This window comes from Gordonia sp. LMA167, assembly GCF_058130025.1.
In genome coordinates this window covers 657348-681844 of the sequence record NZ_CM176708.1, presented here as the reverse complement: position 1 = coordinate 681844, position 24497 = coordinate 657348, and the positions used below count along the sequence as shown (strand labels likewise).

Genomic DNA, 24497 nt, shown 5'->3' with positions numbered 1-24497 from the left:
GGAACACAGTGTTCGAGCTCACACGAGCACACGGTGCAACCCCCGAATCCGCTGAGGTGTCAAATGAAACTCATGTCCTTCCTGCATTCCGGTCGCGAATCCTTCGGCGCGGTGGTCGACGACACCGTCGTCGACCTGGCGAGCGCCGCCGGTGTCGACACTCTGGCCGACTTCATCGCGGGTGAGGACTACGCCCGCCGCGAGGAGCTCGTCGCGCAGGGGACACCGATTCCACTGGGCGAGGTCACCTACCTGCCGGTCATCCCGCGGCCGGAGAAGATCGTGGCCTCGGTCCGGAACTACATGGACCATCACCAGGAGGCGCTCGCCGCCGGGCTCAAACGAGACCTGTCGGACTACCCGCCGATCTTCCTGCGGGTGTGGCGCTCACAGGTGGCGCACGAGGGCGCGATCGTTCGCCCCGACGCCTCGGAGACGCTCGACTGGGAGGGCGAGCTCGCGGTGATCATCGGCCGCGGTGGGCGTGACATTTCCGTCGAGGACGCCTGGGAGCATGTCGCCGGGTACAGCTGCTACAACGACGGCTCGGTCCGCGAGTTCCAGTTCCACGCCAAACAGATCGCCGCGGGCAAGAACTTCGAGTCCACCGGCGGTTTCGGCCCGTGGATGGTGACCGCCGACGAGATCACCCCCGGGCAGGAGCTGAAACTCGAGACCCGTCTCAACGACGAAGTGGTGCAGTCCGGCAACACCGGGCAGATGATCTTCGACATTCCGCAGCTCATCAACTACGCATCGACCATCTTCACCCTGACGCCGGGCGATGTCATCATCACCGGCACACCGTCGGGAGTCGGCTTCTCCCGGAAGCCTCCCCGTTATATGAAGCCGGGCGACGTCGTTGAGGTCGAGATCGAGGCCATCGGTACCCTCCGCAACCCGATCGAAGCCCAGAAGTGACCGTCGCAAGCATCGACGGGTTGGTGCGGGTCCGCAAACGGCAACTGGTGGTGGAGACCGTGTTTCACGAGTTCGGCCCCACACCCGACCAGCCGGTTCGGATCGCCACCGCGTCCGCGGTGGTCGCCAACCCGTTCGCCGGCCGCTATGAGGAGGATCTCTCCGAGTTCATGAGCGCACTACGGCCGCTCGGTGCGTCGTTGGCTGCCGACCTGATCGAGGCGCTGGGCGGCGTCGAGCACGTCGAAGCGTACGGCAAGGCGAGCATTGTCGGGGTCAACGGAGAGCTCGAACACGGTGCCGTGTGGCATGAGGCGGGTGGCTGGGCGATGCGGGAAAGCCTCGGGGAGCCCAAGGCAATCGTCCCATCGGCCAAAGCGGTTGCGGCCACCGGATATCGCCTGATGATGCCGGTGCACTACGTCCACGCAGCCTATGTGCGCAGTCACTACAACGTGGTCGAGGTGGGTATCCAGGATGCACCTCGCCCGAACGAGATCCTGTTCGCCTTGGCAATGTCCGACGGCGGCCGCATTCATTCCCGCTTGGGCGGACTGAGTATTGCCGACGTCACCGTCCACGACGGCCAACGCTGATTCACCGCCATGCCCTCAACGAGGAGACTCCCATGACATCCACAACAGAGACGACTTTTCGGCCCACGCTTTCCCATTTTGGTGTCTTCTGTCGCGACCTCGACGCCATGGTCGATTTCTATACGTCGGTCTTCAACATGGTGCAAACCGACCGGGGCGAGGGCAAGACCATGCCCTTCACCATCGCATTCCTGTCCGGCAATCCGGCCCAGCATCACCAGCTCGCCCTCGCATCGGGACGTGGCGAAGATGCGCCGAGCACGGTCATGCAGTTGTCGTTCAAGGTGGCCACGATCGACGAACTCCGCGAAGCCTGGTCGCGGGCGGAGGCCGCACAGGCCACCAAGCTGCGGGGGCTCAATCACGGAAACGCGTTGTCCATCTACTTTCTCGATATCGAGGACAACACCGTCGAGGTGTATCTCGACACCCCCTGGTATGTGGAGCAGCCGCATGGTGATCCGCTCGACCTCAGCGAGTCCGACGAAAACATCTGGGCCAGAACAGAACAGGTATGCCGAGCGGACCCCACATTCATGACAGTCGAGGACTGGCAGCGTCAACAGTTCGGCGACCGATGAGCACCGCGGGAGATTACGACGTCGACGTTCTCATCGTGGGGATGGGACCGACCGGCGCCACTCTGGCAGGACTGCTCGGCCAGCACGGCATCCGTACCGCCGTCTTCGATCAGCTTCCCGGGCTCTATCCGCTGCCTCGCGCGGCGGGTATGGATCACGAGGTCATGCGGGTCGCCCAGGAGTTGACGATCGCCGGCGCGCTGCAGCCCCACGTCGTGCCTTACCGCGCAAGCGAATACCGGGGTGTCGACGGTGGTGTGATCAAGCGATTCGATTCACCACCCCCACCGCACCGACTCGGATGGGCCCCGATGTTCGCGTTCGACCAGCCGGCATTCGAGACCCTCCTGCGGGAACGCGTGGGCGATCTGCCATCGGTCACCGTATCGTTGGAGAGCACGATCACCGATGTCGGCCAGGACGACGACCATGCCTGGGTCGACGTGCGGCGGGCCGAGTCCGCGACCGTCGAACACGTCACGGGGCGCTACCTCGTCGCGTGCGACGGGGGTGCCAGTCCGATCCGCCGTCGCCTCGGAATCACGATGACCGACTTGGGCTTCCACGAGAACTTCCTGGTTGTCGACGCCATCGTCGGTGACGAGGCGCTGGATCGTCTGCCGGCCACGCAAGTGCAGTATTGCGAACCGGATCGACCATCGACTTATGTCGTCCTCGCCGGCCGTCACCGGCGTTGGGAGATCATGCTCGAACCCGGCGAACTGGCCGGGGGCAGCGTTGCCGACGACGATGCGTGGCCGTTCGTCGATCGATGGATTCAGCCGGGCGAAGCGACATTGTGGCGATCTGCCGCATACACCTTCCATGGTCTGGTCGCCGATCGCTGGCGAGACGGCCGCATTCTGCTCGCGGGCGATGCGGCGCACATGACGCCACCGTTCATGGCGCAGGGTATGGCCCAAGGAATACGCGACGCCCAGAACCTGGCCTGGAAACTGCGGTATGCGCTCGATTCAACGACGATCGCCGCATCCCTGCTGGACAGCTACCAACGCGAACGACGCCCACACGTCGTCGAAACAACCGGCCACGCCATCGATCTCGGACGTGTCATCTGCGAGCGCGACCACGCGAAGGCGCGTGAACGCGACCGTGGGCTGCGCGGTCCGGCCGGTGAAGTGCCCGTCACGTACCGATCCACGTTCCTACCCCCGATCGACGACGGACTCGTCGCAGGCCGGACTCCCGGCGCGGGACAGATCCTTCCGCAGCCGCACATCACGACCTCCGACGGAACCGTCGTGCTTCTCGACGATCTCACCGGGAGCGGCTTCCGGATCGTCTGCACATCCGATCTCGAATCCGATGAGGTCGATCTGCTCAGGGAATCCATTGCACCACTGAGAGGTAACGTCACGCGGCTTGCGTCGGGAACAGATTCGCCGTCGCAGCTGCGGTCGCTCATCGAGACGGACGGTGTGTTGTCCGCCTGGCTGGCCGACCTCGGGCAGACCTTCGTCATCGCTCGGCCTGACCACACGGTGTTCGCCACCGCCGGCTCGGTCGCCGACTGCTGCGCGCTGGTGAACAACCTGGTCGTCGAGGTTCGCGGACCAAGGGTCTCGGCCGAATAGCCCGATCGACGCTGACGGCGTCACCAAACCCCTGAGTCGTACCGCACGATCGCCTCTGTGCCCATCGCGCGCCCGATCACGTCTCGTATGTTGTCACCGCATCAGGTGGTGGCTCGTTTGTGGGCGGCATGCCCGAGTTCGGTTCATTGTCCAATTCCGAAGGAATCATCATGTCCGACATCGCCAATGGGGTAGGTAGCGCCAGGTCGGCTCTGTCGCCAAGCACTCACCACCAACCAGTTCCCCTCACCCGCGGCACCCTTGTGGCGGCCGCACTCTGCATATTCGTCGCGCAGTTCGGGCTCACCGTCCCGGCTGGTCTGAACGGACTCTTCCAACAGGATTTCGGCACCACCGCTGCGCAACTGACCTGGATCACGGACGCATTCCTGATCCCGGTGACCATCCTGGAGTTGAGCTTCGGCCTGCTCGGTGACATGTTCGGTCGTCGGCGTCTCCTGGTGGCGGGTTGCGGAATCCTGGCGGTGGGGTTCACGATCTGCGTCCTCACCCCGGGGCCGGAGACGAGCCAGACGCTGCGTCTCGCCGTTATGTGGACCGGACAGTTCGTGGCGGGAGTCGGTGCTGCAGCGGTCATTCCGACCACGCTGTCGATGGTGGCCGCCGGAACCCACACCGCACGGTCACGAGCACGAGGATTGTCGACGTGGGCGGCCTCGTTGTCGATGGGTAGCGTGGTCTCGCCGGTCATCTGCGGTCTGGTCGCACAGTTGCACTTCGGCTCCAATCCTTACGCCGGATGGAAGTGGGCCTTCGTCGTCGTGGCGATCCTGGCGGCCGCAGTGGGCGCACTTGCCGCTCGGATCGCGCAGGAATCGTCGTCGCCGGAAGGCCGCTCGTTCGACTGGCCCGGACAGATCACCATCGCGTTCGCGGTGCTCGGATTTTTGTTCGCCGTCATCCAGGCGCCCTCGAGCGGATGGGGCAGTCGGGAAGTCATCGGCGGGTTTGTGGTCTGTGTCGTCTTCACTGCAGCGTTCATCCTCGTCGAGCGGCGCCAAGCGTCGCCGCTGCTGGACCTCGATCTGTTCGCCAACCGGAACTTCAGCACCGCCGCCATCGTCACGGTGATCGGCATGTTTACCTACCTCGCGACCGGCTACATCACCAGTATCCGGCTGACTGCGATCCAAGGTTTCACTCCCCTGGCGGCATCGGTGGCATTCGTTGTGTTCAACGGTGTTTCCGCGCTCATCCAGGTGCCCATCGCATCTCGGCTGATCGTCCGATACAACCCGAAGTGGGTCCTCGGTGGTGGTCTGTTCCTCATCGCCGCAGGTGCGTTCTGGATGTGGCAGATACCGATCAGTCATGAATCGATTGCGGTGCTCCTGCCGCCGCTGGCGGTCTCCGGTGCCGGCATGGCGTTCGCGCTCACCGCGGTCACTGCCGTCGTCATCAACACCGTGCCGAACCACCTCGCGGGAATGGCGGCCGGCTGGGCAAGCCTGTTGCGGGACTTCGGCTTCACTCTCGGCCCCGCGGTGATCGGTGCAGTGGCTCTCGGACATGCAGCCAACCAAATCTCCACCGAGGTCAGCTCGGACCCGGCGTTGAGCCAATCGTTGGACGCATTCAACAACTCCGCGGCCTCCGCTCCGCCTGATCAGCAGGCGTCGGTGCATGCCGCAATCGATGCGGTCAACTCCGGTCCACTCGGAGCCAATGCGGTGCCGTCGCAGATACAGCTGCCGGATGGCAGCACAGTGCCATTCAATCCGCTGCAGCACACTGCGTTCGAAGCTCTGGGCAGTGGATACTCAATCGGTTATCTGGTGGTCGGAATCTGTGCACTGGCGGCGGCGGTTGGAACCGTGGTCTTCATCGGGGGTCGTGCGCACGATCCGTTGATCGCTGCGGACTCGCTCGAGGACTGAATCGGTCTCCCGGGGGAACCGTGGTTTTGCATCACGGAGAGCCCGTGCGCGGGGGACACCACCCGATCGGACTGGCCGGGGTAGATGATGTCCGCGGCAGGGCGCATCGAGCTGCGCCCGGGCGTGATCGAGCGCGCAGTCGATATGGGTGGGAAGGGGAGTAGGTCGGACTTGTTGGAGTTGCAGGTTAGGCAGGCCGACGTCTGCCTGGTCAGGCCGTCGATGCCGATCCTTGACCACGGCAGCACGTGCTCGACGTGTCAGGTGGCGGTCAATCGTGCGGGCCACAGTAGAAGCAGTGCGATCCGCGCTCGCCAGATTGTCGCGGCCTTGAGGAGTGAGACACGGTTGGCACCGAAAAGGTGGTCGGCGATCTTGGGGCCTCGGCGAGCAGGGTCTTGTTCATGCGGCGCACGTCGCCGACCAGGGCGAGCTGAAATGCGGGTTGCGGCAGCGGGGTGGTCGCTCGACCCGGAACCCGTCCGGCCACGGGGGGACAGCACCTCGAAGGAGTAACCCGGGAGTAACCCGAGCCGCCACCAGGTCAGACGCGTCGGTCGATTGGATATCCGGTCACCCCGGCCCGCTTCTCGCCGTCGACCGTGAGTGCTTACGACGCAGCCGGGTCGAGCAGCCGGAGCAACCAGCGGGAGAGTTCGGGGATCGAGGCGAGCAGATCGACCGGGTCGGAGGTCTCGAGCGCGTCGGACGTGATCTGGCGAACCGCGTAGACGACGCCGAGATACGCCGATGGGGGAAGGATGTCGCTCTCGTGCCGGGTGTCGACGATGTGGCGGTGATGGTTGGCCAGCGTGTCGGCGAACAGCTGCAGCGAGTGCCGCCGCCGCTGCCGTGCGGGCGCACCCATCGCGTCGATCTCGACCTGAAAAGCGCGGCCCACCACGGGATCGCGTTGCATCGGTTCCAGATAGCCGCGCAGACATGCGTCCACGAAGTCGGCCAGACTCTGCTCGGGATTCAGGCGTGCCGCGACGCCGGTGAGCAACACCTCGATGAATCTGTCGTAGGCGGACAGCGCGCACGCCTGCTTGTCGGCGAACACCCGGTAGAACGCGGCCCGCGACACCTGCGCTCGCTCGACGATGTCGGCGACGCTGACCGCGGCATAGCCCCGGGCTGCGACGAGTTCGGTGAGCGCGATGAGGAGCCGTTCCTGCTGGGCGGCATCGATCTGGACGCGAGGGATGCTGTGCCGACCTCGGGGGAGCGGCGCAGGGGGAGTGAAGAACACCCCCGGCACGATGGCGACGACGATGCCGCGGGGATCCGCAGGCGCACCTCCCGGCTCGCCGCCACTGGTCGCCATGATCGGGGTCTTCCTCTAGCGGTACGGGACGTCGATGACCACGTGAAGCTATCACGATGACGGTCTGGCCGCCTGACCTGCGCAGACAGTCACTCGAGCAGCAGCGGGATAGAACTGTCCGCCGCCACCCGATAAAAGTACGCTCTTGTTTTTCTTTCACGAACGGGGCTACATTCATGCCACCGCCGTGAGCCACATCACGTTCACGGGCCGTCGTCGTCAGGGGAGATGAAATGGTTGGGGAACCCGATTCGTCTGGGTTGAGAGGTCATGCGCTGAGCCGTCGCCGGTTGTTGCAGGCGGCAGGAGTCGGCGTCGCCGGCGCGATGCTCGCCGCACGGCAGGGCGCCGCAGAAGCCGCACCGGGTGGATTTCCCCGCGGACTGAGCACCGACGAGCTCTGGGATCGCAATCTGGAACTCGCCGATCACGGACCTCGGCTCACCGGCAATCCCGCCCATCGCCGATTCATCGACTCGCTCGAAGCAGACCTCGACCGCATCGGCCTCGATGTGCACCGCGACCGGCTGACCTTCCACCGATGGGACCCGCTGCGCTGGGAACTCGCGATCGACGGCATACCCGTACCGGTCGCCTTCTACTTCCCGTACTCGGGGGTCACCGGGCCGGACGGCATCACCGCGCCGCTGCAATACCTGGGTGTGCTCGGCCAGATCGGCGCGTGGGAGCCGGCCCGAGGCAAGATCGCCGTGGTCGAGGTGCCGGTGATGCCGCTGCCGATCACCGTGGGCTACCGGCCTTCCGGGCAGTACCCGGTCGACGCGGCGCCGCCGGATCCGATCGCCTACCTGCCGAGCGTGTCGGACACGGTCGGCGCCCCGACGCTGGAAAATGCTGTGCGAGCGGGTGTGCGCGGCGTGATCTGCATCCGCACCGGCATCAGTGAGGCGTTGGCCGACGACCAGTATGCACCGTTCACCACCGGCTATCAGGGATGTCCCGCGGTGTGGGTGGGTCCCCGAGAGGCGGAACGGGTCAGAGCGTCGGCACGCCGCGGTGCGTCGGCGCGGCTGGTGATGCACGCGCGTCGTGCGCTCGGCGCGGCCACGGATACCCTGTTCGCCGTCCTGCCCGGCACCGACCCGACCGAGACCGTCATCGTCAACACCCACACCGATGGACCCAACGTCGCCGAGGAGAACGGCGGCATCGGGCTGATCTCTCTGGCCCGACAGTTCGCTCAGGTACCGGCCCACCGACGCCGACGAACCCTGGTGTTCGTGTTCGTCACCGGGCACTTCCAGTTGCCGCAATTCGAAACCGAGGTCGGCAGCGGGGTCGGCACGATGCAGGCGTCGAGCCGATGGATGCGCATGCACCCCGAATGGTGGGACGGGCAGGGCGCACATCGGAAAGCTGTTGCGGCACTGACCCTGGAACACCTGGGGTGTCGCGAATGGCTCGACGACCCGCAGCACCGTCACTACGGCCCGACCGGGCGGCCCGAAGTCGGCTGGTGCTACACCACCACACCCGCGATGCGGTCGATCTATCTGGCCAGCGCCCACGGGACCGCGAATGAGCGGACCGTCACGTGTGATCCGCTGCCCGCCTTGTATTTCGGTGAAGGCGCACCGTTCTACAAGAGCGGTATCGCCACGATGTCGCTGATTCCGTCGCAGACGTATCTGACTGCCGCGCCCGCCAACGGGGCGATCGACAAGCTCGACAAACACCTGATGGCCGGGCAGATCGAGACGTTCTCGAAAGCCCTTCGTACATTGGAACGAAGGTCGAGCGCCCAGATCGGCGCACCCGTCCTGCCTCTGTGATCCTCACGCGAAGGAAATCATTCTCATGTCTGTTCTCGCCATCCGGCTCTGCGTTGCCGTGGTCTCACTCGCGGTCGCGGTCACGGCTTTCGCCCACCCCGTCGCGTCTGCCGCACCCTCGACGACAAACACCGCGACGCAACGCCCGCTGACCGGCCCGTACCGCACCGCGCAGACTCTCGACGCGGGTGCATGCACGTCGTTGTACGGTGTGATCTCGAACGGCTTGGTGCACGCGTTCGGGAACAATCACTCGGATCTGAAGTGCTCGCAGACATTCCCGAACGGATTGGCAAGTCCGATCGGTGTGGCGTTGTACTACCCGACCAACACCCCACCCGATCGTCGGCTCCCGGTGGTGCTGTGGACCGGGGGCATCCTGTCTGAACCCGGCAACTACGACCTCACCGCGAAGATGTTGGCCAGCAACGGATATGTGGTCGCGATCCCTTACGACTTCGTGAACTCCTTCGCCTATCTGCCCCTGATCGCGGCATCCGCGGTGGCCAGGGCCGACGACGATCGTCGGTCGGCGCTGCACGACCGGGTCGACCTGAGTCGGATCGCCGTTGCGGGTCACTCGGCCGGCGGCGCCGCCACTCAGCAGGCCGCCAGCCTGCCGTCGGACGTCTGGCGCTTGGTCGACCCGCGGATCACCGTGCGCAGTGCTGCGGCCGTCGAGCCGGGACCGGTGGCCATCGGTGCGACGCTGACCGTCCCGACCCTGTATCTGACCGGCTACAACGACGTGGTGGTGCCGCACTACCTGTGGGCGCGCTGGACGCAATACGAACTCGCCGGTCGCGTCCCGTCATACCTGCTGTGTGCCAACGGCGTCGGACACTTCACCCCCGTCGACGACCCGGCGCACTACCCGTTCGCGCCGATCCTGCTCAGCTGGTTCGACCACACTCTCAAGCAGGACCCGGCCGCCGGAGCCGAATTCGTCGGGCCGGACTGGGGACTCCGTGATGATCCGGCGTTAGCGTATGCATTGCGGAACCGGGTGGCGGCTGCGTTGCCGGGCTGACCGGCGGTGCTCGTGCTTGGCGCCGACTCTCACCGCCGGAGCGCAACGCTCGAGGTGCTGCGTGGTCTGCACCGCCCCTGTGGACAGCTGATCCGCAGCCGCCGCGGCCTGTCAGAGCTGGTTCCTACCGTGCAGGGCATGCGGTCATCGCCGATGACCGACGGCGTAGGGGGATGCATGTCCGACGACCAGGTTGCTGCAACGCGACGAGTTCATCGAACTCAGTCGTACAGAAAGTACCGGACGGCCCCTGCTCATCTTCACAGTGACCGGAGCGGGGAGGATGCGATGCACGGTCGGCGGCATGGCGCTCACCAGCTTCTGGCCATCTCATCAAGCGCCGGAGGCCCGAGCGCAGCGAACGGCTCTCGCCAGGATCGAATGGCGAAAGCTACGATCGGGCAGGACTATTCGTGAGTCAGGAAAACGGACGGTCGACAGGTTGGTGCGCGACGCGGAGACCGCTTTGCGTGAGGTCTGGCAGATCGAGAATCCGTCGGTGCTGAACGTGCACGACCCGTTCAGCCCGGAGGCCAAGAGCCTCCGCGCAGAGAACCGACCCAAGGAACGAGTGCTGACCCTCAGCGGCAAGGCATCGCCGGGCGTGAGTCCCCACGACGCCCAACATCTGCTGGCCATGGCCGCGCAGACGCTGACCGCCACCTGGGGACACCGCTGTCCGGTCGACGATGGCGCCATCCGCTTCACGGACGTCGACTGTATTTACACGAAGTTGCTGGTGTCCCCGCACGCCATGCGATTGGAGTTCTGCACGGTCGTGGGCCACTGCATGCCCGACATGGAGCTGCTTGGCGCCGTCGTTGCCGAGCACTCGTCGCGGTGGCCCGACGTCGCCATCGTGGTGGCCAAAGATCATGTGTTCGCGGTCCGAGCGCTGGAATGCACCACCTTCTATCCCGCCAATCTGCTGGCCGCGATGGACGGCTGGCGTGACTTCTGTGCGTCTGGCGCCATCGACATCGTCGAACAACTCCACCCCGAGATGGCCGGTGAGTACGGCCCGCCGCACGGCCAGATGCCCGCGGGGTTGGTCGACCTGATCAAACGCTGGGTCGCCGACCCGTGCGGCGTCACCCCTTCCCGAATCGCCTGTGACACCAAGGCAAACACGCCGATGCTGCGCCGGTATGCACGTATCTGCGGCGAATGGCTCAAAGAATTGCCCGACGGGGAACCGGCCGCCGGTTGCGATGAGCCGCTGATGCCGGAACCCCGTGATGTGCGGAGGTTTGTGTCGGTGCTGCTGGAGGCGATCGGGGCGGCGGAACTCAACGTTGCGTCGGAGATGAGGCGGGTGAGGTGAGGTGGCCGCGGGTCTACTCGTTGAATGACACCACATCCTCGGATACCAGGCGTTGTCCGAATTGTCCTGATGACCATGGCAATACACCTACGCGTACGATACGCGCATGACGGTCGGGGGGTCGGCAGGTCCACACGTGGATGTGGTGCCGGAAGAAGTCGCCAAGGTGGGCCAGTCCATCGGGCAGGCTGCAGATCAGTTGAGCAGAGCGTTGGCGGCGACCGGCCGCGATGTCGAGTCACTTCTGGGCTCGGGGTGGACCGGTGACGCGGCCAGAGCGTTTGGGCACGGGTGGTCCGACTGTGCCGACGGAGGACGGCAGATCCTTCACGCCCTTGCGACGTTGTCCGCGCGTCTGCGTGCGGCGGCGGGCGACTATGAGAACGCCGATCATGAAGCGGCATCCGTCGACGTCCGGCTCGACCTGTGAGCGACGAATTCCAGGTCGACCTGGACCAATTGGACGCAGTCGTCGCGCGCATGGCGAACTACACGAAGTTGCTGGCCGATCAGCTCGCCCTGATCGATCATCAAGCCGGCAACTTGGTCTCAACATCCTGGTCCAGCGAGGCGACGCAGGCATACATCGACGCCCATCGACAGTGGGTAGCCGGAGCGGAGGAGTTCGCACGCGGCGTCGACGAGATGAGAACCGCCGCAAAGCATGCGCATGAGCGCTACACGAAAGCGCACCAGATCAACTCACGGATGCTGCGGTAGTCGACATGGTCAACGTCGACCCGCAGACCTACTTCACAGCAGGCAGTGCCTGTCGGCAGATGGCCGGTGACGTGAGTGCGCAACTCGGCCTGCTGCGTGTATCGCTGAACCAGTGCGGCGGCATGGCCGGCGACTACCCAGAGGCCCACACCTGGGGTGGCAACTATGACACCAAGACGAAGGATTTCCTGAATTCAGCCCAACTCCTGGTGAACGCACTGGAGAACTTCGGAGATGTCGTCAACAGGGCGGGCCACAACTGGGCCGTCGCCAACTACCAAGCCAATCGCGACCCGCACAAGGGTGCGCCGCCGATTGCTCCCGCACGGTCGCACGGGCCGCTGTACACCGGCGCCACCGCACTTCCGCCAACCTCGGTCGGAGCCAACGGCGACGGACTCGACACCGACGTGCCAGGTCTCCTGGAGAAGATCGGCATCCCGGTGCCCAACGGCGACACCGGCAAGCTGGACAAGGCCTCCGCCGCGTGGAGCGATTTCGCCGCGCATGAGCACATCAGCAGTGCTGGAGACTCTCTCCAGCGCCTGCACGATTCCTTCGACGCGATCGAGTCCGATGATGCGCGCAGCGTCCAGGAGCATCTGCAGAACCTGAAGTCTGCGGCGGGCGGCGTCGCCGAGTATGCATCGGCGATGGCCGCTCCGATGAGCAGCCATCGCAGCGCGCTCGGCGACCTGCGGACTTCGATGAGTGGTCGTTCGCACGAACTGCTGATGGCACTTGGTGCGCTGGCCGCGACGGTGGTGGTCGGGCTGGTCCTGCTCACCGTGTTTCTCCGGCGGGTTGGCTCTCGCCGGCGCAGACGAAGCCGGCGCAGCCGCCGGAACAGCGTCGGGGGCCGCGATGATCGCCGAAGCGGCAACCGCGCTGCGGGGGATGATCACCGGCAGTCGCCTGCTCGTCGTGCTCGTCGTGCTCGCCGGCGCGGGTGCTGCCGGGGCGGGAGCGTTTGCCGGAGCTCACGGTCTCACGGCAACAGGCGCCTTGGAGCACCTCGCGATGCTGACCGCTGAGACGATAGACGAGTCAGACGATGCCCCCAAGTACGTGCCGAGTCCCAAGCACGACACCAGCATGCCCCATCATGGCCGGCAAGGTACTCCGATGGACCTCAGCGACGAAGAGGCGCAGGAGGTCCTCGACAACTCGGTAGCGTCGGGTAAGCAACGATATGGGGTGCGGGATGGGAAAGTGTATGTGTTTCAGCCAGATGGCTCCGGTGGCTATCACGGTTATCCCGCGACGAGCCCCCGAGACGTGCCTGGCGAGGCGTTGCAGCGGCTTTGAGATCACGGCGACATCACGACCGCACAACTCAAGAAGATGTTGAGAGGCGACTATTGATGACCACTGAGAATGACCTGCGCCCGCGACACCTGCGCTTCGTCGAAGAGTCATCCCGGCGGCAGGATTCACGATTCGGAACGATGTGTCCGGAGCTCGCTTTGGTTCTCCTGGAAACCTCTGAACACCCGCGCGAGGTCTTGTTTCAGGCCGATCTTCTCCTTGAACCGATGCTTGAGTGGCTCCGGGATAGTGAAGCGGCGATACGTGATGATCCTCCGGCGATCACCCAGCAATCAGGGGAGACGGTGGGAGTGACTCTGGCTCGTGCGTACGACCTGATCGACGACAACATGGACGTCGATGTTGCGTTGTTGGTATATAAGTCGCTCTATCATTACAACTCCCATCACAACTTTGGTTTCGGTGCACCCGGGATGGATATTCCGCGAGTCCTGATTGGTCGCGGTGAGCACGGTGTCGAGGTCTGCAACTGGATCGACAATGCTGCGGAGGACCATCCGTGGCGCCACGTTGTGGATGTTGATGATTTCTTTGCACACCTACCTGCCCTGTGACGGAGCCATCGGGAGCAGTGTGCTCTCGGCGCCGATGCAGAATGAGGGCTGAAGGCGCCGGGCAGGATCGCGCCCGGCAGCGGATGCGCGCCAACCAGCGGCGATTCGAAGGTTGCGAGAGTGGTCGGACATCAACAATTCTGATTGCGACACATGGAAGAAGGGCGAGTGACGGGTAAGCCAGCTCAGGCTGCGTTGCGACTTGAGCCGCGTGGTCCGCGACGCACGGGCGAGGGCAGTCGCCCGGACTGGTACGAGGACCTGACACTTGCGGCGCAGTTGCTCGATGGACCAGAAATCGTTTTGTTCAAAGGGAATTGGGAATTGGGAATTGGGCCCCGTTCTGGAGTGGCTAGAAGAGTCGGAGTCTGCCATACGTGAGCAGATTCCACCCATCGCGCAACTTGTCGGTGAAACCATCGGACAGACGTTGGCACGCGCCTACAACGTGGTCTCGGACGACCTGCCCATGGACGTCATCGACCTGGCTTCGGAAGCTCTCTATCAGTACAACCGACGCCACAATTTCGCGATCGGCGCGCCCGGTATGGACGGGGTGCCGCGCCTGCTGCTCGGGCGAGGGGGCAACGGTCACGAGATCTGCAACTGGATCAGCGATGTCGACACCGATGCGGCCTGGCGCTACGTCTTCGACGTCGACGATTTCTTCGCGCACCTTCCGAGTGAATGACGGGGCCGCAAGCGGTGATCCGTCACAGCTGAGGCACCGGTACGTCAACTCAACTGGCGACAGCCGCTCGGCGCAGCTCTGTCAGAGGTCGGCCATCGGTTTATCGTCGTCGGACCGTGTGAGGTGCTGTAGTGTTCGGGCGGACGTCTGCTCGCTCTGGGAGTACCGAATGGCGGCCGACGACATGTGCGCGGAGTGTCCGTTGAGGCCCGCCGCGATCGCCGTGCCGTCCGCACGCATCGACTGCAGTCGCTGGTTCATCGCGTCGGCGATCTGCCGACCCGGCCGGAGGCCACCGACTGTTCGATGGCCTGGTGGTCGTGGTCGTTGGTGAATGCGCGTTCGGTGACGACATGCCAGTTGGCGATCTGATGCCCGGCGCGATGCAGTTCGGTGATGTCAACTTCGACGTGATCCCCCATGGGTTAGCTCCTTGTCGACCCCCAGTGGTGCGGCGTCAGCGTACTGCTTCCGGTGCGGCGTGTACCGCTCAGCACATGCCCCATGAACGTCCTGAGGCGTGCTCGGGCAGGCGGCCATGGCAGCATGTTTGCGAGGAAAAGGCCTGTTACGGGGGGTAAATGCGCAAACTATGCATGGCGGACATCGACCGGTGGGGCACCGGATCGAGCGACCGTGTTCGGCTTTCGGCCGCTGGTGTCGAACGCGCACACCATCGCCTATCCCGTGGGTGAGGGGAAGGCTGTGGTGATTCAACTGGCGGTCACCCCGGTTCAAGACTGGGCGGAAAGCGCCGATCGGGCCGTACTCGATGGACGACCTGGCCAGCTACAGGAAATGTTGAGAGACGATTCGTGATGACCGAACGCCAGCTGCAACCGCGACGACTTCGCTTCATCGAACAGTCATCCCGGCAGCGATTTTTACGACCATCCACCAAGAGGCACGGCAAGAGAGCCGGTTGCTGGCCCGGCCGTATCACCTCGATTTCAACAGCCTCATGTCGACAATCGAACAGCTTCAGGCGTGGCACACCGACGGCTTCTACACAGCGCCGGCCGAGATCGCGGCCATGCTGACTGTGGCCGCGCCTGACGGAGTCGAGACGGGTCACAACATTCAGATCACTGTGCCGGTTCCTGCCTCGTAGCCGTCGCTCGCTGCAAACCTTCGCGGCCCGGTTTGCCTCGCGGTTGCGCGATCGGGTGGCGCCTGATCGACGTGATCGTGAGTTCGGCTGTCGGACTGGCGATGTGTCGCGGTCCTGAGGAGATCGGTTCGGGCCTGCAATCGTGAGCGCCTATCAGGCGGCACCCACGCACTCCGGACAGCGGTGCGGCCGACGGCCGCGGGTCCGTTCGCGGTGCCACATCCGAGCGCATTCCGTGCAGACCAACGTGTCGACGCTGGACTCTGACGTGGGGACCGGCGTTGACTTCGCGCGCTGTGTCGCAGCACCTGCAGGGCTGCGCCGACATTCCCGGCAGACACGTCCCCGACGACTCGCAGTCCACGAATCCCCACACCGCTCGCACACGCATGCCACACCGTGATGGTCAAGTACCCCGACCGGCAGTGACCGGCCGGTGGCCGTCGCGGCGAGGAAGTCGTCGACCGTGGCGATGGGGATACGAAACTTGTCCGCCGACTTGGCTTTACCGGACAACGTGGCTGCATCCACGGCCACCAGCAACTGGCATCCCTTCGCCGTGACCGAATCAACCGGTCGCAGTCCGTGAGCTGCCGCAATCGCGTGCAGCTCTTCGCGTGTCACTTCCGTGCCATCGGGCCGCCGGTTCGCCGTCGTCCCCTTCGACGTAGTCGTGGTCGCACAGAAACAGCTCGCTCGTCGCAGCGAATGGGTCGCCGCCCAACGCGAAGCGGTAGAGGTGATAGTCCAACCAGCCGAATGCACCCTGGATCGCGCGGTGCACGAGGTCCAGCGTCATCTCCGATCGCAGCTCGATGGTGCGCCAGATCGGCGGTACCGAGTCGTCGAGGTCGATGCGGACCCGGAACACCGCGGGGTCAGGCAGCTGTGGCTTCCGGAAATGTCCTCGCTGCGGTGGTTCCGGAACCGCATCCACGCCGGCCTGGGACGGGTGGAGGCCACCGAGGATCACTCGAACCGGGGGCGCGCACCGTCGGACGGGGTGTCGGTCATGGGTCGAGGATAAGGGGACCCGACCCGGTGGCCATCAGTCCGCGTCGGGCAGACCGGGCACGATGGTCAGGTGTCGTCGCGGTCGGGCCGGCAGGGGACCGGGGTTCGCCGAGGGAATGGTCGGCACTGTTCTGGCGGGAGGTTCCAGCGGATGGACCGACCCGTGCGGGTCCCGCAACGTCAGCGACCACGGATACGGCACACTCCACCACTCACGCAGGAAAGCGACACTTTGCCGTGCCACCTCGTGGTGAGCGCGCCGTCCGACGTCTCGGATGTGCTGGTGTTTTCGGGGCTGATAGCGCCACCCGGCGGCGACGAACTGCTGGTGGAACGGCGTCCACTCCTCCCGGCTGCGGTGTGACAGTGCGCTATTGGGGACGACGCACCGCACCCGACCGGAACTGGTGGCGGTGTAGGTGAGCAAGTGCCCGTGCCAGCCCCGCTCGGGAACCTCCAACTCGATGAACTCGAACACGCCGGTCTTCAGGTCGCCGAGTCGGGCCGCGAGGTCCTCGGTGAAGTCGAGCCAGGGCTCCGGCTCGTCGTCATCGTCGAAGTGGTCGAATGGCATTGGTGTGTCCCCCTGATGCTCCTTGCCCGGACTGAGGACGGTCCGGGCAACACTGATGGAGGGCACGCTACGCCGGGGCAGTGACATCGCTGGGAGTCGAGCGGGGGAACGTGAATCCTCAGATTCGGTACGCGCGATTCTTGCTCGTCGGTGGCGCGGTGGCGTGGACTTTGCCAGCGCTGACCAGTGTTCGAAGTGCGGGTCTGAGAGTGCTCACGGGTGTGTGGAGGGACTCGGCCAACTCATGCACGGTCATGGTGCCGCCGTGCGACAGTGCATCGACGATCCTGCGCTGGGTCGGGGTGAGTCCGGTTCCCGATTCCGCTTCGGGAGTCAATTCGAACATGCCGCGCTCGTTGCGGACGATTCCTTCGCTGACGAGATCGGCCAATGCCGCCTGCGCCACCGTCGTGTCGATCGCAAGCTGGCGTCTGAGGTCGTCCACCGTCACCGATCCCAGGTGGTGGATCAGTGCAAGCGCGCTGTCGCCGATAGTGGTGCGTTGGCGGCCGCCGATCGAATCGAGCCACTCACGGGTTTCCGGGTTGAGGAGTCCGAACCTGTCGAGCACTGTCACAAACGATGCCGGCGTGCTCTGGAAACGCGGTGCAGGCAAACCATTTTGCGTCATCTCTCCCAGCATTCGGGGAATGCCGGAGCCCGCGTTCTCACCGACAGTTTCGTCACGGTCGGCGAACGGGACCTCGGTCAGCAGCCTCGCCAGCAATTGATTCCGCGAGCGCGATTGTCCGTCGAAGATCGACTCGACGTCACGACCTCCCCACAGTCCGCCAGGACTGTGAACCTCCAGACGATCCGGATACAACTCCACGCGGACTTGATCGCCGCGCGCCATCTCGCTGTAGTCGCGATGCATGACTGCGTTGGCAATCGCCTCTCGAATCGCATCGATGGGAATCTCTGGGACATTCTGGGCACCAGCGCCTTTGGACACACGTCGAACACGCAGATTGCGCACGACCACGGAAACCGCGTCGTCGATCATGTCCGGTATCGATCCCTCGAGGACCGCGCGGTCGTCCATTCGTTCGTCACCGACGATCACGTCCTTACTGCCGCCCGGGTAGGAGGCGAAGCTGATCATTAGTTGGGGAAAGAACTGTTGGGGGAAACGCCCGAGTGCAAGGAGCCCTCCCAGGGTCGGTACCCCCGTGTCCCGGTCGACAACGCCCACCCGCTCCAATACATCTCGTTCCGAGGAGGTTCCGTCCAGTGCCCTGGGTCGGCTGGCCCGCAACCGTGCGACGGTTCTGGCGATGAGGCTCGAGTCCAGATCGTCGATCCGTGCCTGCACCACGGGCTCACGGTCGGCGTTGCTGGGGACAGTCAGCACCGACAATTGGAAGACCGAGTAAGTGTCGAGCCTGTGGTCGCCATCCCCGACGCGCATGTAGGTGCCGCGTTCTTTGCCCTGCGCGGTGACAAAGCAAGGCTTCTCGACCGCGGGAAGCTCTTCGACCTCGGCTACCACAACCGACACTCCGTCGACCTCCATCTGATCGACACTCATCGCAGGGGTGGGTGTCAGCGGGCCCGCCGGTTCGCTTCCATTTCGGGGCCGTGCCACATCGGCCATCTGATTCATAACTTTTCGTGCATCGAAACCGGGGGCGGGTGTGAACCCGGTCGCCTCGTCGAGCCCCAGAATCGCAACCCCACCGTGCGTGTTGCTGAATGCGCTGATCGTCGGCCAGAGACTCTTTCCGGCGCCACCACCGCCGGACTTGACCTCGACCGTCGCGGTATCGGTCCCCGCGGTCCGTACGGCGTCGACAATGTCCTGCAGATCCGCTGGTCGCATACGCCGACTCCTTCTGACGCCTGTCACTGATCGATCAGTGTATATCACTGACGGCATCACTCATATGAGTGACGGGATCAGTGATAGAAGTGATGGCATCACTGATGTCAGTGATCGGGGCGGTCGATGGCGGATACGGGTGGCATGCCGCTGCCGTGGGTGCTGCCCGACGACGCGCTCGACGAAACCAGACGACTCGGCCGGCTCGCCCGTGACGGACATCTGGCGCTGTTCCTCGGCGCCGGCGTCAGCATGGCCGCAGGGTTGCCGTCGTGGGATCGGCTGCTGGCGATGATCACGGACCGCGCCGGCGTGCACCTCGAACCGATGAAGAAGCTCGGGAGCCTCGACACTGCAGAACTCCTCAAGCACGCAGTCGAGCCGCAGGTACTCGGCGAGGTGGTCGCCGAGATAGCGGAACACCGACGAAAATCGCTCTTGCACATGGTCTTCTGGCGGGACTGGGTGCGTAGGAGGCGATTACCGCCATTTACGGCGGGCTGTTCGAGCGTGCGGTGGCGCAGACGGGCCGTTGAGCCCTGTCGGTGTTGCCGTGGGAACCCGTCGAAGTGGGACGGCCGTGGCTCCTCAAACTGCACGGCGACCTTCGCAAGCCCGAGAGCATCGTGCTCACCCGACGCGACTTCGTGCTCTTCGACGCCCGGTCCCGGCCGGCCGGATCGCTCCTGCAGGCCACGTTGATGACCAAGCACCTGCTGATCGTCGGGCCCTCCTTGGCCGACGCCAACGTCATCCGCCTGGCGATGGAGGTCGACGACTACCTGCGCTCCAACGGGACCGAGGCTCTGCAGGGGACGTTCATCGATGTGTCGGGATACGCAGCCAGACAACAGTTGTGGACCCGGCAATTCGACTGGTTCATCTGTGCCGGGGCCGAGACCAAGGACCGGGTTCGGCAGATGGAGATCTTCCTCGATGTGGTTGCGGCCTACGCAGCCACCGACGCATCGTTGTCGCTCGACGACCGCTTCGCGGGGCTGCTTAGTCGGGATGAGCGGCGCATTGTCGAGCGGGTGAGGGATGCCCTGGACGAAGTTCCCAGCGACGCGAACGGGTTGTTGGCGCCGCTGGAGTCCATCAGGGAGGCGCTGGGAGGCGGACCGATTGATCTGCGGAGTTCAGGGTTCCGTCGGCGGCGGGGCTATATCGGCAGAAGCTACGGCCATTCAGACACCGCCAACGACGTGGGGTGGGGCGGGTGAAGGTCGTGTTGTCGGGCAGCGGGTCGGTGAAGGTTCCGGTGCTGACCTGGTGGACAGTCTCCACCGCGTTGGGCGCTCTCACCTGGGCACCGGCCATGGAGTCGGACCACTCGAGCCACGGAAACCCATGCGTCTGATACTCATCAGCGTTGTGTGGCGGTCGATGGGTGTGGCGATCGACTGCTGGATTGATCCGCCGGCGCCGATTCCCATCCCGGCTTGAGCGGGCCCAGGTGTCGTCACCGTGAACGTGTCAGCGCGCGGCCGCTTAGCTCAGAACTCGGCTCCAGCGGACGATCGAGAAGCGGATGAGTCCCGTCGTCAGTCAGTGTCGCACGGTAACCGAGCGTCGAACACTCGGCTCGCGGCACATGTCCGTCGTGCGGCGACTGACAGCTACGGCTTGTTGCCAGCGGGCTGCGAACCCGGCGGGAAAGCTGTCAGCGTGTATGCCAATCGAAGTCGACACGTCCCAGCACGCCGATGTCTCTGCGACCCAACCAGACTGGCGTGCCTTCCGGTTGGGTCGCAAAGAGCCCGTGCGTCGCGGAGACCACCCGGTCGAACTGGCTGGGCCAGTCGATATCGGCGGCAAGCGCGTCGAGGACCGACCGGCCACGATCGAGCGCCCGGTCGACATGCGCGGGGGAGGGCAGCAGGTCGGACTTGTTGGAGTTGCAGGACTGGCAGGCCAGCACGAGGTTGGCCAGTTCGTCGATGCCGACCCGCGACCACGGCAGCACGTGATCGACGTGTCGGGCGGTGGTCAGTCGCGCGGCACAGTAGAAGCAGTGCGGTCCGAACGCGCTCGCCAGGATGTCGCCGGCCTTGAGTAGCGAGACGCGGTCGGCACCGAAGAGATGGTCGGCGATGTCGGGACCCTCGGCCAGCAGCGTCTTGTTCATGCGGCGCACGTCGTCGACCCAGGCCAGCTGGAAAGCGGGCTTCAACAATGGCGCGAGCCGAGCCAGGGCCGTGCAGACACCGGGGAACAGCTGCAGCTTGTTGCCGTGATCGGCGATGGCTCGCTCCGACGCGGTGCCCATCCAGGAGTCGTCGTAGAGGAAGCGCTCGGATTCGGTGCCGGTGGTGACGTTCTGCAGGAGCTTGAGCGGATACCGGACGAGCGTGCGCTTCACAGTCGTGTGCGCGGCGACGTATGCAACGGACCCCTCGGCGACCACCAGGTCGATTGTCGGGGTGCGATGAGTGCGGGTGAGTTCGTCACGCAGGTCGGCGACGGTGGTGAAGATGACGCCTCGACCGTCGGTGGATTGCCGCAGCCGATGGCCGTCGAGTGGTCGGAGCTGACGCCAATACAGCTCAATGATCCGGGTGGTCAGCTGATCGAGGTCGATGTCGACGGCAGCGTAGGGATCGCCGGGGACGGACTCGACGCTGAGATCGAGCAACGCCATGAGGACCGCGAGTTTGTAGGTGGCGGTGCGGCGTCCGCCCTCGAGGAGGGCGACGAGCTTCTGGCCCAGTTCGAGGGGGTCAGAAGCTGAGTGCGCCATACTGGCCTACGACGCGATTGCGGGAAACACCACGATCGACCCGTCGGACTCCCGCGCAATCTCGATGGCGACATCGGACGCGTGACCCGCGTCAACGACCCGGCCACCGAAGTTCCGGAGCCGGTAGGAGGTCTGTAGGAGCTTGTCGACCTCAGATGCCCGGAATGCGAAGTCCCGCACTCCGTGTGAACGGTCGATCTCCAGCGTGGAGAGTCGGCGGAGAACATGGGCGATGTCGTTGTCGAGTTTGTCGACGTTCTTCTGATCTGCCTGCAACGTCCGGACGAAGCTCTCGAACGGATTACCCTTGTTCAACTGGGCGTGCTCGACGGCCTGAAGGACCACGACGCGGCGTTTGAGTGCGATCGCCAACTCGGCCAACTCCAGATGTGCCGCGAAGGTCCCGGACGGTTCGTCGATGCCGGGGAATGCTTGTCGGACGACGGCCAACTCCACCCGGCCATCGGGGAACTTCTCGAGTTCCTTCTGCCACTTGGTCAGGCGGCGGTTGGCGGCAGCCATCGCTTTGTCGATCGTGTGCACCGCGGTGTCCAGACCGAGGGAGGCCCCGATGCGGCCCTGATCAAGCAGGATGGCGGTCGCCTTGTCGATGGCGTTACGGCACGCGTCGAGCTGGTTGCGCTCTTCGTCTAGCTTGTCCTCGTGCAGCTGTTCGAGGAGTTTGGTGATCCGTTCTATGGCCGCCTGCCGCTTCTGATCGGCGTGCGCGCTGACGCCCACCGCAACCGCCATGAGCACGAGAGGTGCAGCGACCGTCAACGCAGTCGCGCCGGCCGCGGCGACGCCGGCGGTTGCGGCCGATCCACCGGCTGCGCCCGCGGCGGCCGCCTTGCCGGCCACCGGGACGAAGGTGGCGTGGGCGGCAATTCCACCCGATCCCATCAGGGCGCTATGGATTCCGTTCGCCGCGGCTTTTGAGCTCATCGGTGACACCAGACCGCTACCGACCTGGGCGGCGACCTTCGCCGGCACCACCATGCGGTAGAGCGCCTCACCCGAGCTCACGGCAACGTTGGACGACGCGGACTTGGTCGTCTGGCTGATGAGCTGCGACAACTGCTGAGCCAGCGGGCTGGCACTCTCCAGTGATATCCCGCGCGATTTGTCGACCTTGCTCGGCAACGGATGCGCTTCCAGGGTGGCGATCGGGGCATCGGCCAGCGCCGCCAGAACCGACCGCAACTCGGTCACCCGCTGCGGGGTGAGGACTGTTTCGTTCGAGATCTGCGGGACGTCAACCTCCTGGGTGGCCAGCGTCCAAATCGGCACGACATTGTCCTGCTCTGTTGTCATGAATGTATCTTCCCCTGCATCCTGCGGATCTGTCCCGCGGTGGTCATCGCGGCCGTCTCGTCGTGGATCGTATCGATTGGTCGGTGCACGGTGTTTCACGTGGATGTTTCACACACCTGCAGCCTCGTTGCCGACGTCGCGGTACGCGCGTTCGAGCTGTGCGAGGTATGCAATCGGGTCGGCGTTGTACGCCCGGTTCTGTTTCTCGCACCGAGCGAGGAGTGCCTCGCGCTGCGCCTGCAAGCGTGCCTGCTTGGCGTCACGGGCATTGACCAGCTTGGCCACGATGACGACGAGCAGCGCGACCGCACCGATGGTGGCGAAGACGTACCAGAACGTCACGACGAACCAGATCAACCCCATGATGATGAGCCCGCACACGACGATCGCGGTGTCGTCGCCTTGCTTCTTCTTCGCCATGTCTGTTCCTTCGGTATCCCGACCGTCCAGAAGTGCGTCCGGCCTTGAGCTGGCCCAACCGTACGAGGAGTGTCCGACAATTCGGATGGATGCCGGTGTCCCGTAGCCTGCAGATTGGCGGTCGCATTCTACTGTTCTGTCGTGCCGGTACCTGACGCCCGCCGGTGATCTCTTTGTTCTGCACGGCCGGATCGAGAACTTCGACTACGACGCGGTCATCGTGCCGACCGATCACCGCTTCGATGTGACGTCGTCCTGGCTCGACTCCGCAACTGGAGACCTCAAGTGCGCACGTCCGGCGGACTGGCCTATGGACTTCGCCAGCAGCGGGACGAGGGATGCGGTGTGGTTCATCAGCGTTGCTGACGGGCAACTCCTGGCCGACGAGGACCGCGTGGGCCGAGTGCACGACACGTTGCGCGACATCGCCGCGGCCGATCTTCCAGCACCGAACACGCGAGTCCTGCCGCGGGTGCTGCCGAGTTCGAGTCAACTTCTCGATCAACTGGGTGCCGAGGTGGGCGAACCTGCCCGATCACTTCGGCGATCTCGGCAGCCTCGATCAGGCGCAGTACCTGGCGGCCACGTTTGGCCCCGAGCGGCTCAACGACGCGGTCAGCGAGATCATCGGGAAGCGACAGAGGGTCTCGCTTGCGCATGCTTTGCTGGCCGGGTTGCCGGGAGGCGGTGACCACCAACTACGACGACCTCTACGAACTTGCCGTCGAAGCGGCGCGTCGGCCGCGGCCGACGATTTTGCCGTGGCAAGTCATCGACGAACGTCGACCGTGGCGACTCAAGCTCCACGGCGACATCGACCGGTCGCCCAGCATCGTGCTCATCCGCCGCGACTGCGTGCTCTTCGACGCCCAGTCTCGTCCCGCGGGTTCGCTGCTTCAGGCGTTGCTGCTGACCAAACACGTGCTGATCGTCGGAGCCTCGCTTGCCGACGACAATGTAGTCAGATTGGCGATGGAGGTCGACGAGTATCTCCAACAGAGCGACGTCCAGGCCGAACAGGGAACCTTCAACGACATGTCTGTCAAGGGACATCGGGAAGTGCCCATAGGTGGACATGGAAACTGCCCGTAGACGGTCATGAAGGGGTGCCCGGTGGCGGACACGAATCTGCCCACAGATCCG

At 64.7% G+C, this 24497-nt stretch carries 26 protein-coding genes and 1 pseudogene; 16 read left to right on the top strand and 11 right to left on the bottom strand.

The window, feature by feature from the left end; translation table 11 throughout:
• The first annotated feature begins 63 nt into the window (after nt 1–63).
• The 5 genes from ACVT6V_RS03085 (at nt 64) to ACVT6V_RS03065 (ending at nt 5591) form a co-directional block, all read left to right on the top strand.
• Nucleotides 64–921, top strand: coding sequence for a fumarylacetoacetate hydrolase family protein (locus tag ACVT6V_RS03085; RefSeq protein WP_489898342.1), 858 nt, complete (start codon nt 64–66; stop codon nt 919–921).
• Nucleotides 918–1517, top strand: a complete 600-nt coding sequence (locus tag ACVT6V_RS03080) for an amino acid synthesis family protein (RefSeq protein WP_489898341.1) — start codon at nt 918–920, stop codon at nt 1515–1517. The genes ACVT6V_RS03085 and ACVT6V_RS03080 overlap by 4 nt, the downstream gene beginning before the upstream one ends.
• Before the next feature lie 32 nt (nt 1518–1549).
• The gene (locus ACVT6V_RS03075; protein ID WP_489898340.1) at nt 1550–2098 is read left to right on the top strand and encodes a VOC family protein; all 549 of its coding nucleotides are present in this window, start codon (nt 1550–1552) and stop codon (nt 2096–2098) included.
• Nucleotides 2095–3693, top strand: coding sequence for a bifunctional 3-(3-hydroxy-phenyl)propionate/3-hydroxycinnamic acid hydroxylase (locus ACVT6V_RS03070; protein ID WP_489898339.1), 1599 nt, complete (start codon nt 2095–2097; stop codon nt 3691–3693). The genes ACVT6V_RS03075 and ACVT6V_RS03070 overlap by 4 nt, the downstream gene beginning before the upstream one ends.
• A 170-nt stretch (nt 3694–3863) precedes the next feature.
• Entirely contained in the window at nt 3864–5591 is a 1728-nt protein-coding gene (locus ACVT6V_RS03065; protein WP_489898338.1) for an MFS transporter, read from the top strand.
• Nucleotides 5592–6201: 610 nt separating this feature from the next.
• Here ACVT6V_RS03065 and ACVT6V_RS03060 read toward each other — a convergent pair.
• The gene (locus tag ACVT6V_RS03060; protein WP_489898337.1) at nt 6202–6918 is read right to left on the bottom strand and encodes a TetR/AcrR family transcriptional regulator; all 717 of its coding nucleotides are present in this window, start codon (nt 6916–6918) and stop codon (nt 6202–6204) included.
• Nucleotides 6919–7151: 233 nt separating this feature from the next.
• Here ACVT6V_RS03060 and ACVT6V_RS03055 point away from each other — a divergent pair, with 233 nt between their 5' ends.
• From ACVT6V_RS03055 to ACVT6V_RS03020, 8 genes are all read left to right on the top strand, one after another.
• Entirely contained in the window at nt 7152–8711 is a 1560-nt protein-coding gene (locus tag ACVT6V_RS03055) for a hypothetical protein (RefSeq protein WP_489898336.1), read from the top strand.
• 25 nt (nt 8712–8736) lie between these two features.
• A complete protein-coding gene (locus tag ACVT6V_RS03050; protein WP_489898335.1) occupies nt 8737–9741 on the top strand; it encodes a poly(ethylene terephthalate) hydrolase family protein in 1005 nt (334 codons plus the stop codon).
• Nucleotides 9742–9934: 193 nt separating this feature from the next.
• Entirely contained in the window at nt 9935–11065 is a 1131-nt protein-coding gene (locus ACVT6V_RS03045; protein ID WP_489898334.1) for a TY-Chap domain-containing protein, read from the top strand.
• A 106-nt stretch (nt 11066–11171) separates the two neighbouring features.
• On the top strand, nt 11172–11495 hold the full coding sequence (locus ACVT6V_RS03040) for a WXG100 family type VII secretion target (RefSeq protein WP_489898333.1): 324 nt from the start codon (nt 11172–11174) through the stop codon (nt 11493–11495).
• Nucleotides 11492–11785 (top strand): WXG100 family type VII secretion target, encoded by a 294-nt coding sequence (locus ACVT6V_RS03035; protein ID WP_489898332.1) that lies wholly within the window; start codon nt 11492–11494, stop codon nt 11783–11785. The genes ACVT6V_RS03040 and ACVT6V_RS03035 overlap by 4 nt, the downstream gene beginning before the upstream one ends.
• A 5-nt stretch (nt 11786–11790) precedes the next feature.
• Entirely contained in the window at nt 11791–12819 is a 1029-nt protein-coding gene (locus ACVT6V_RS03030; RefSeq protein WP_489898331.1) for a hypothetical protein, read from the top strand.
• Nucleotides 12820–13149: 330 nt separating this feature from the next.
• Nucleotides 13150–13668, top strand: a complete 519-nt coding sequence (locus ACVT6V_RS03025) for a hypothetical protein (RefSeq protein WP_489898330.1) — start codon at nt 13150–13152, stop codon at nt 13666–13668.
• A gap of 286 nt (nt 13669–13954) precedes the next feature.
• Complete coding sequence (locus tag ACVT6V_RS03020) at nt 13955–14359, top strand: hypothetical protein (protein WP_489898329.1); 405 nt, start codon at nt 13955–13957, stop codon at nt 14357–14359.
• 81 nt (nt 14360–14440) lie between these two features.
• Here ACVT6V_RS03020 and ACVT6V_RS03015 read toward each other — a convergent pair whose 3' ends face one another.
• Together ACVT6V_RS03015 and ACVT6V_RS03010 are read right to left on the bottom strand one after the other, a co-directional pair.
• Entirely contained in the window at nt 14441–14620 is a 180-nt protein-coding gene (locus ACVT6V_RS03015) for a hypothetical protein (RefSeq protein ID WP_489898328.1), read from the bottom strand.
• Nucleotides 14617–14781: a hypothetical protein gene (locus ACVT6V_RS03010; RefSeq protein WP_489898327.1), complete on the bottom strand. Its 165-nt coding sequence runs from the start codon at nt 14779–14781 to the stop codon at nt 14617–14619. The genes ACVT6V_RS03015 and ACVT6V_RS03010 overlap by 4 nt, the downstream gene beginning before the upstream one ends.
• Before the next feature lie 539 nt (nt 14782–15320).
• Here ACVT6V_RS03010 and ACVT6V_RS03005 point away from each other — a divergent pair.
• Nucleotides 15321–15470, top strand: coding sequence for a hypothetical protein (locus ACVT6V_RS03005; RefSeq protein WP_489898326.1), 150 nt, complete (start codon nt 15321–15323; stop codon nt 15468–15470).
• 568 nt (nt 15471–16038) lie between these two features.
• Here the strand turns inward: ACVT6V_RS03005 and ACVT6V_RS03000 are convergent.
• From ACVT6V_RS03000 to ACVT6V_RS02980, 5 genes and pseudogenes are all read right to left on the bottom strand, one after another.
• Complete coding sequence (locus ACVT6V_RS03000) at nt 16039–16407, bottom strand: IS1096 element passenger TnpR family protein (protein ID WP_489898325.1); 369 nt, start codon at nt 16405–16407, stop codon at nt 16039–16041.
• Between the two features lie 111 nt (nt 16408–16518).
• Nucleotides 16519–17058 (bottom strand): TY-Chap domain-containing protein, encoded by a 540-nt coding sequence (locus ACVT6V_RS02995; RefSeq protein ID WP_489898324.1) that lies wholly within the window; start codon nt 17056–17058, stop codon nt 16519–16521.
• Between the two features lie 118 nt (nt 17059–17176).
• The gene (locus tag ACVT6V_RS02990; RefSeq protein WP_489900693.1) at nt 17177–18253 is read right to left on the bottom strand and encodes an ATP-binding protein; all 1077 of its coding nucleotides are present in this window, start codon (nt 18251–18253) and stop codon (nt 17177–17179) included.
• A 246-nt stretch (nt 18254–18499) separates the two neighbouring features.
• A pseudogene (locus ACVT6V_RS02985) lies at nt 18500–18880 on the bottom strand (AlbA family DNA-binding domain-containing protein); the annotation flags it as partial.
• 60 nt (nt 18881–18940) lie between these two features.
• Nucleotides 18941–19324, bottom strand: a complete 384-nt coding sequence (locus tag ACVT6V_RS02980) for a hypothetical protein (RefSeq protein ID WP_489898323.1) — start codon at nt 19322–19324, stop codon at nt 18941–18943.
• Between the two features lie 101 nt (nt 19325–19425).
• Here ACVT6V_RS02980 and ACVT6V_RS02975 point away from each other — a divergent pair, with 101 nt between their 5' ends.
• On the top strand, nt 19426–20103 hold the full coding sequence (locus tag ACVT6V_RS02975) for an SIR2 family NAD-dependent protein deacylase (protein ID WP_489898322.1): 678 nt from the start codon (nt 19426–19428) through the stop codon (nt 20101–20103).
• A 440-nt stretch (nt 20104–20543) separates the two neighbouring features.
• On the opposite strand, the gene ACVT6V_RS02970 is transcribed toward ACVT6V_RS02975, so the two are convergent.
• From ACVT6V_RS02970 to ACVT6V_RS02960, 3 genes are all read right to left on the bottom strand, one after another.
• Nucleotides 20544–21620, bottom strand: coding sequence for an HNH endonuclease (locus ACVT6V_RS02970; RefSeq protein ID WP_489898320.1), 1077 nt, complete (start codon nt 21618–21620; stop codon nt 20544–20546).
• Nucleotides 21621–21626: 6 nt separating this feature from the next.
• Nucleotides 21627–22934, bottom strand: coding sequence for a hypothetical protein (locus ACVT6V_RS02965; RefSeq protein ID WP_489898319.1), 1308 nt, complete (start codon nt 22932–22934; stop codon nt 21627–21629).
• 108 nt (nt 22935–23042) lie between these two features.
• Nucleotides 23043–23354 carry a hypothetical protein gene (locus ACVT6V_RS02960; protein WP_489898318.1) on the bottom strand — a complete coding sequence of 104 codons (312 nt, stop codon included), beginning with the start codon at nt 23352–23354 and terminating at the stop codon, nt 23043–23045.
• 687 nt (nt 23355–24041) lie between these two features.
• Between ACVT6V_RS02960 and ACVT6V_RS02955 the strand changes: the two genes are divergently transcribed.
• Complete coding sequence (locus ACVT6V_RS02955) at nt 24042–24446, top strand: SIR2 family NAD-dependent protein deacylase (RefSeq protein WP_489898317.1); 405 nt, start codon at nt 24042–24044, stop codon at nt 24444–24446.
• The last annotated feature ends 51 nt before the right edge of the window (nt 24447–24497 follow it).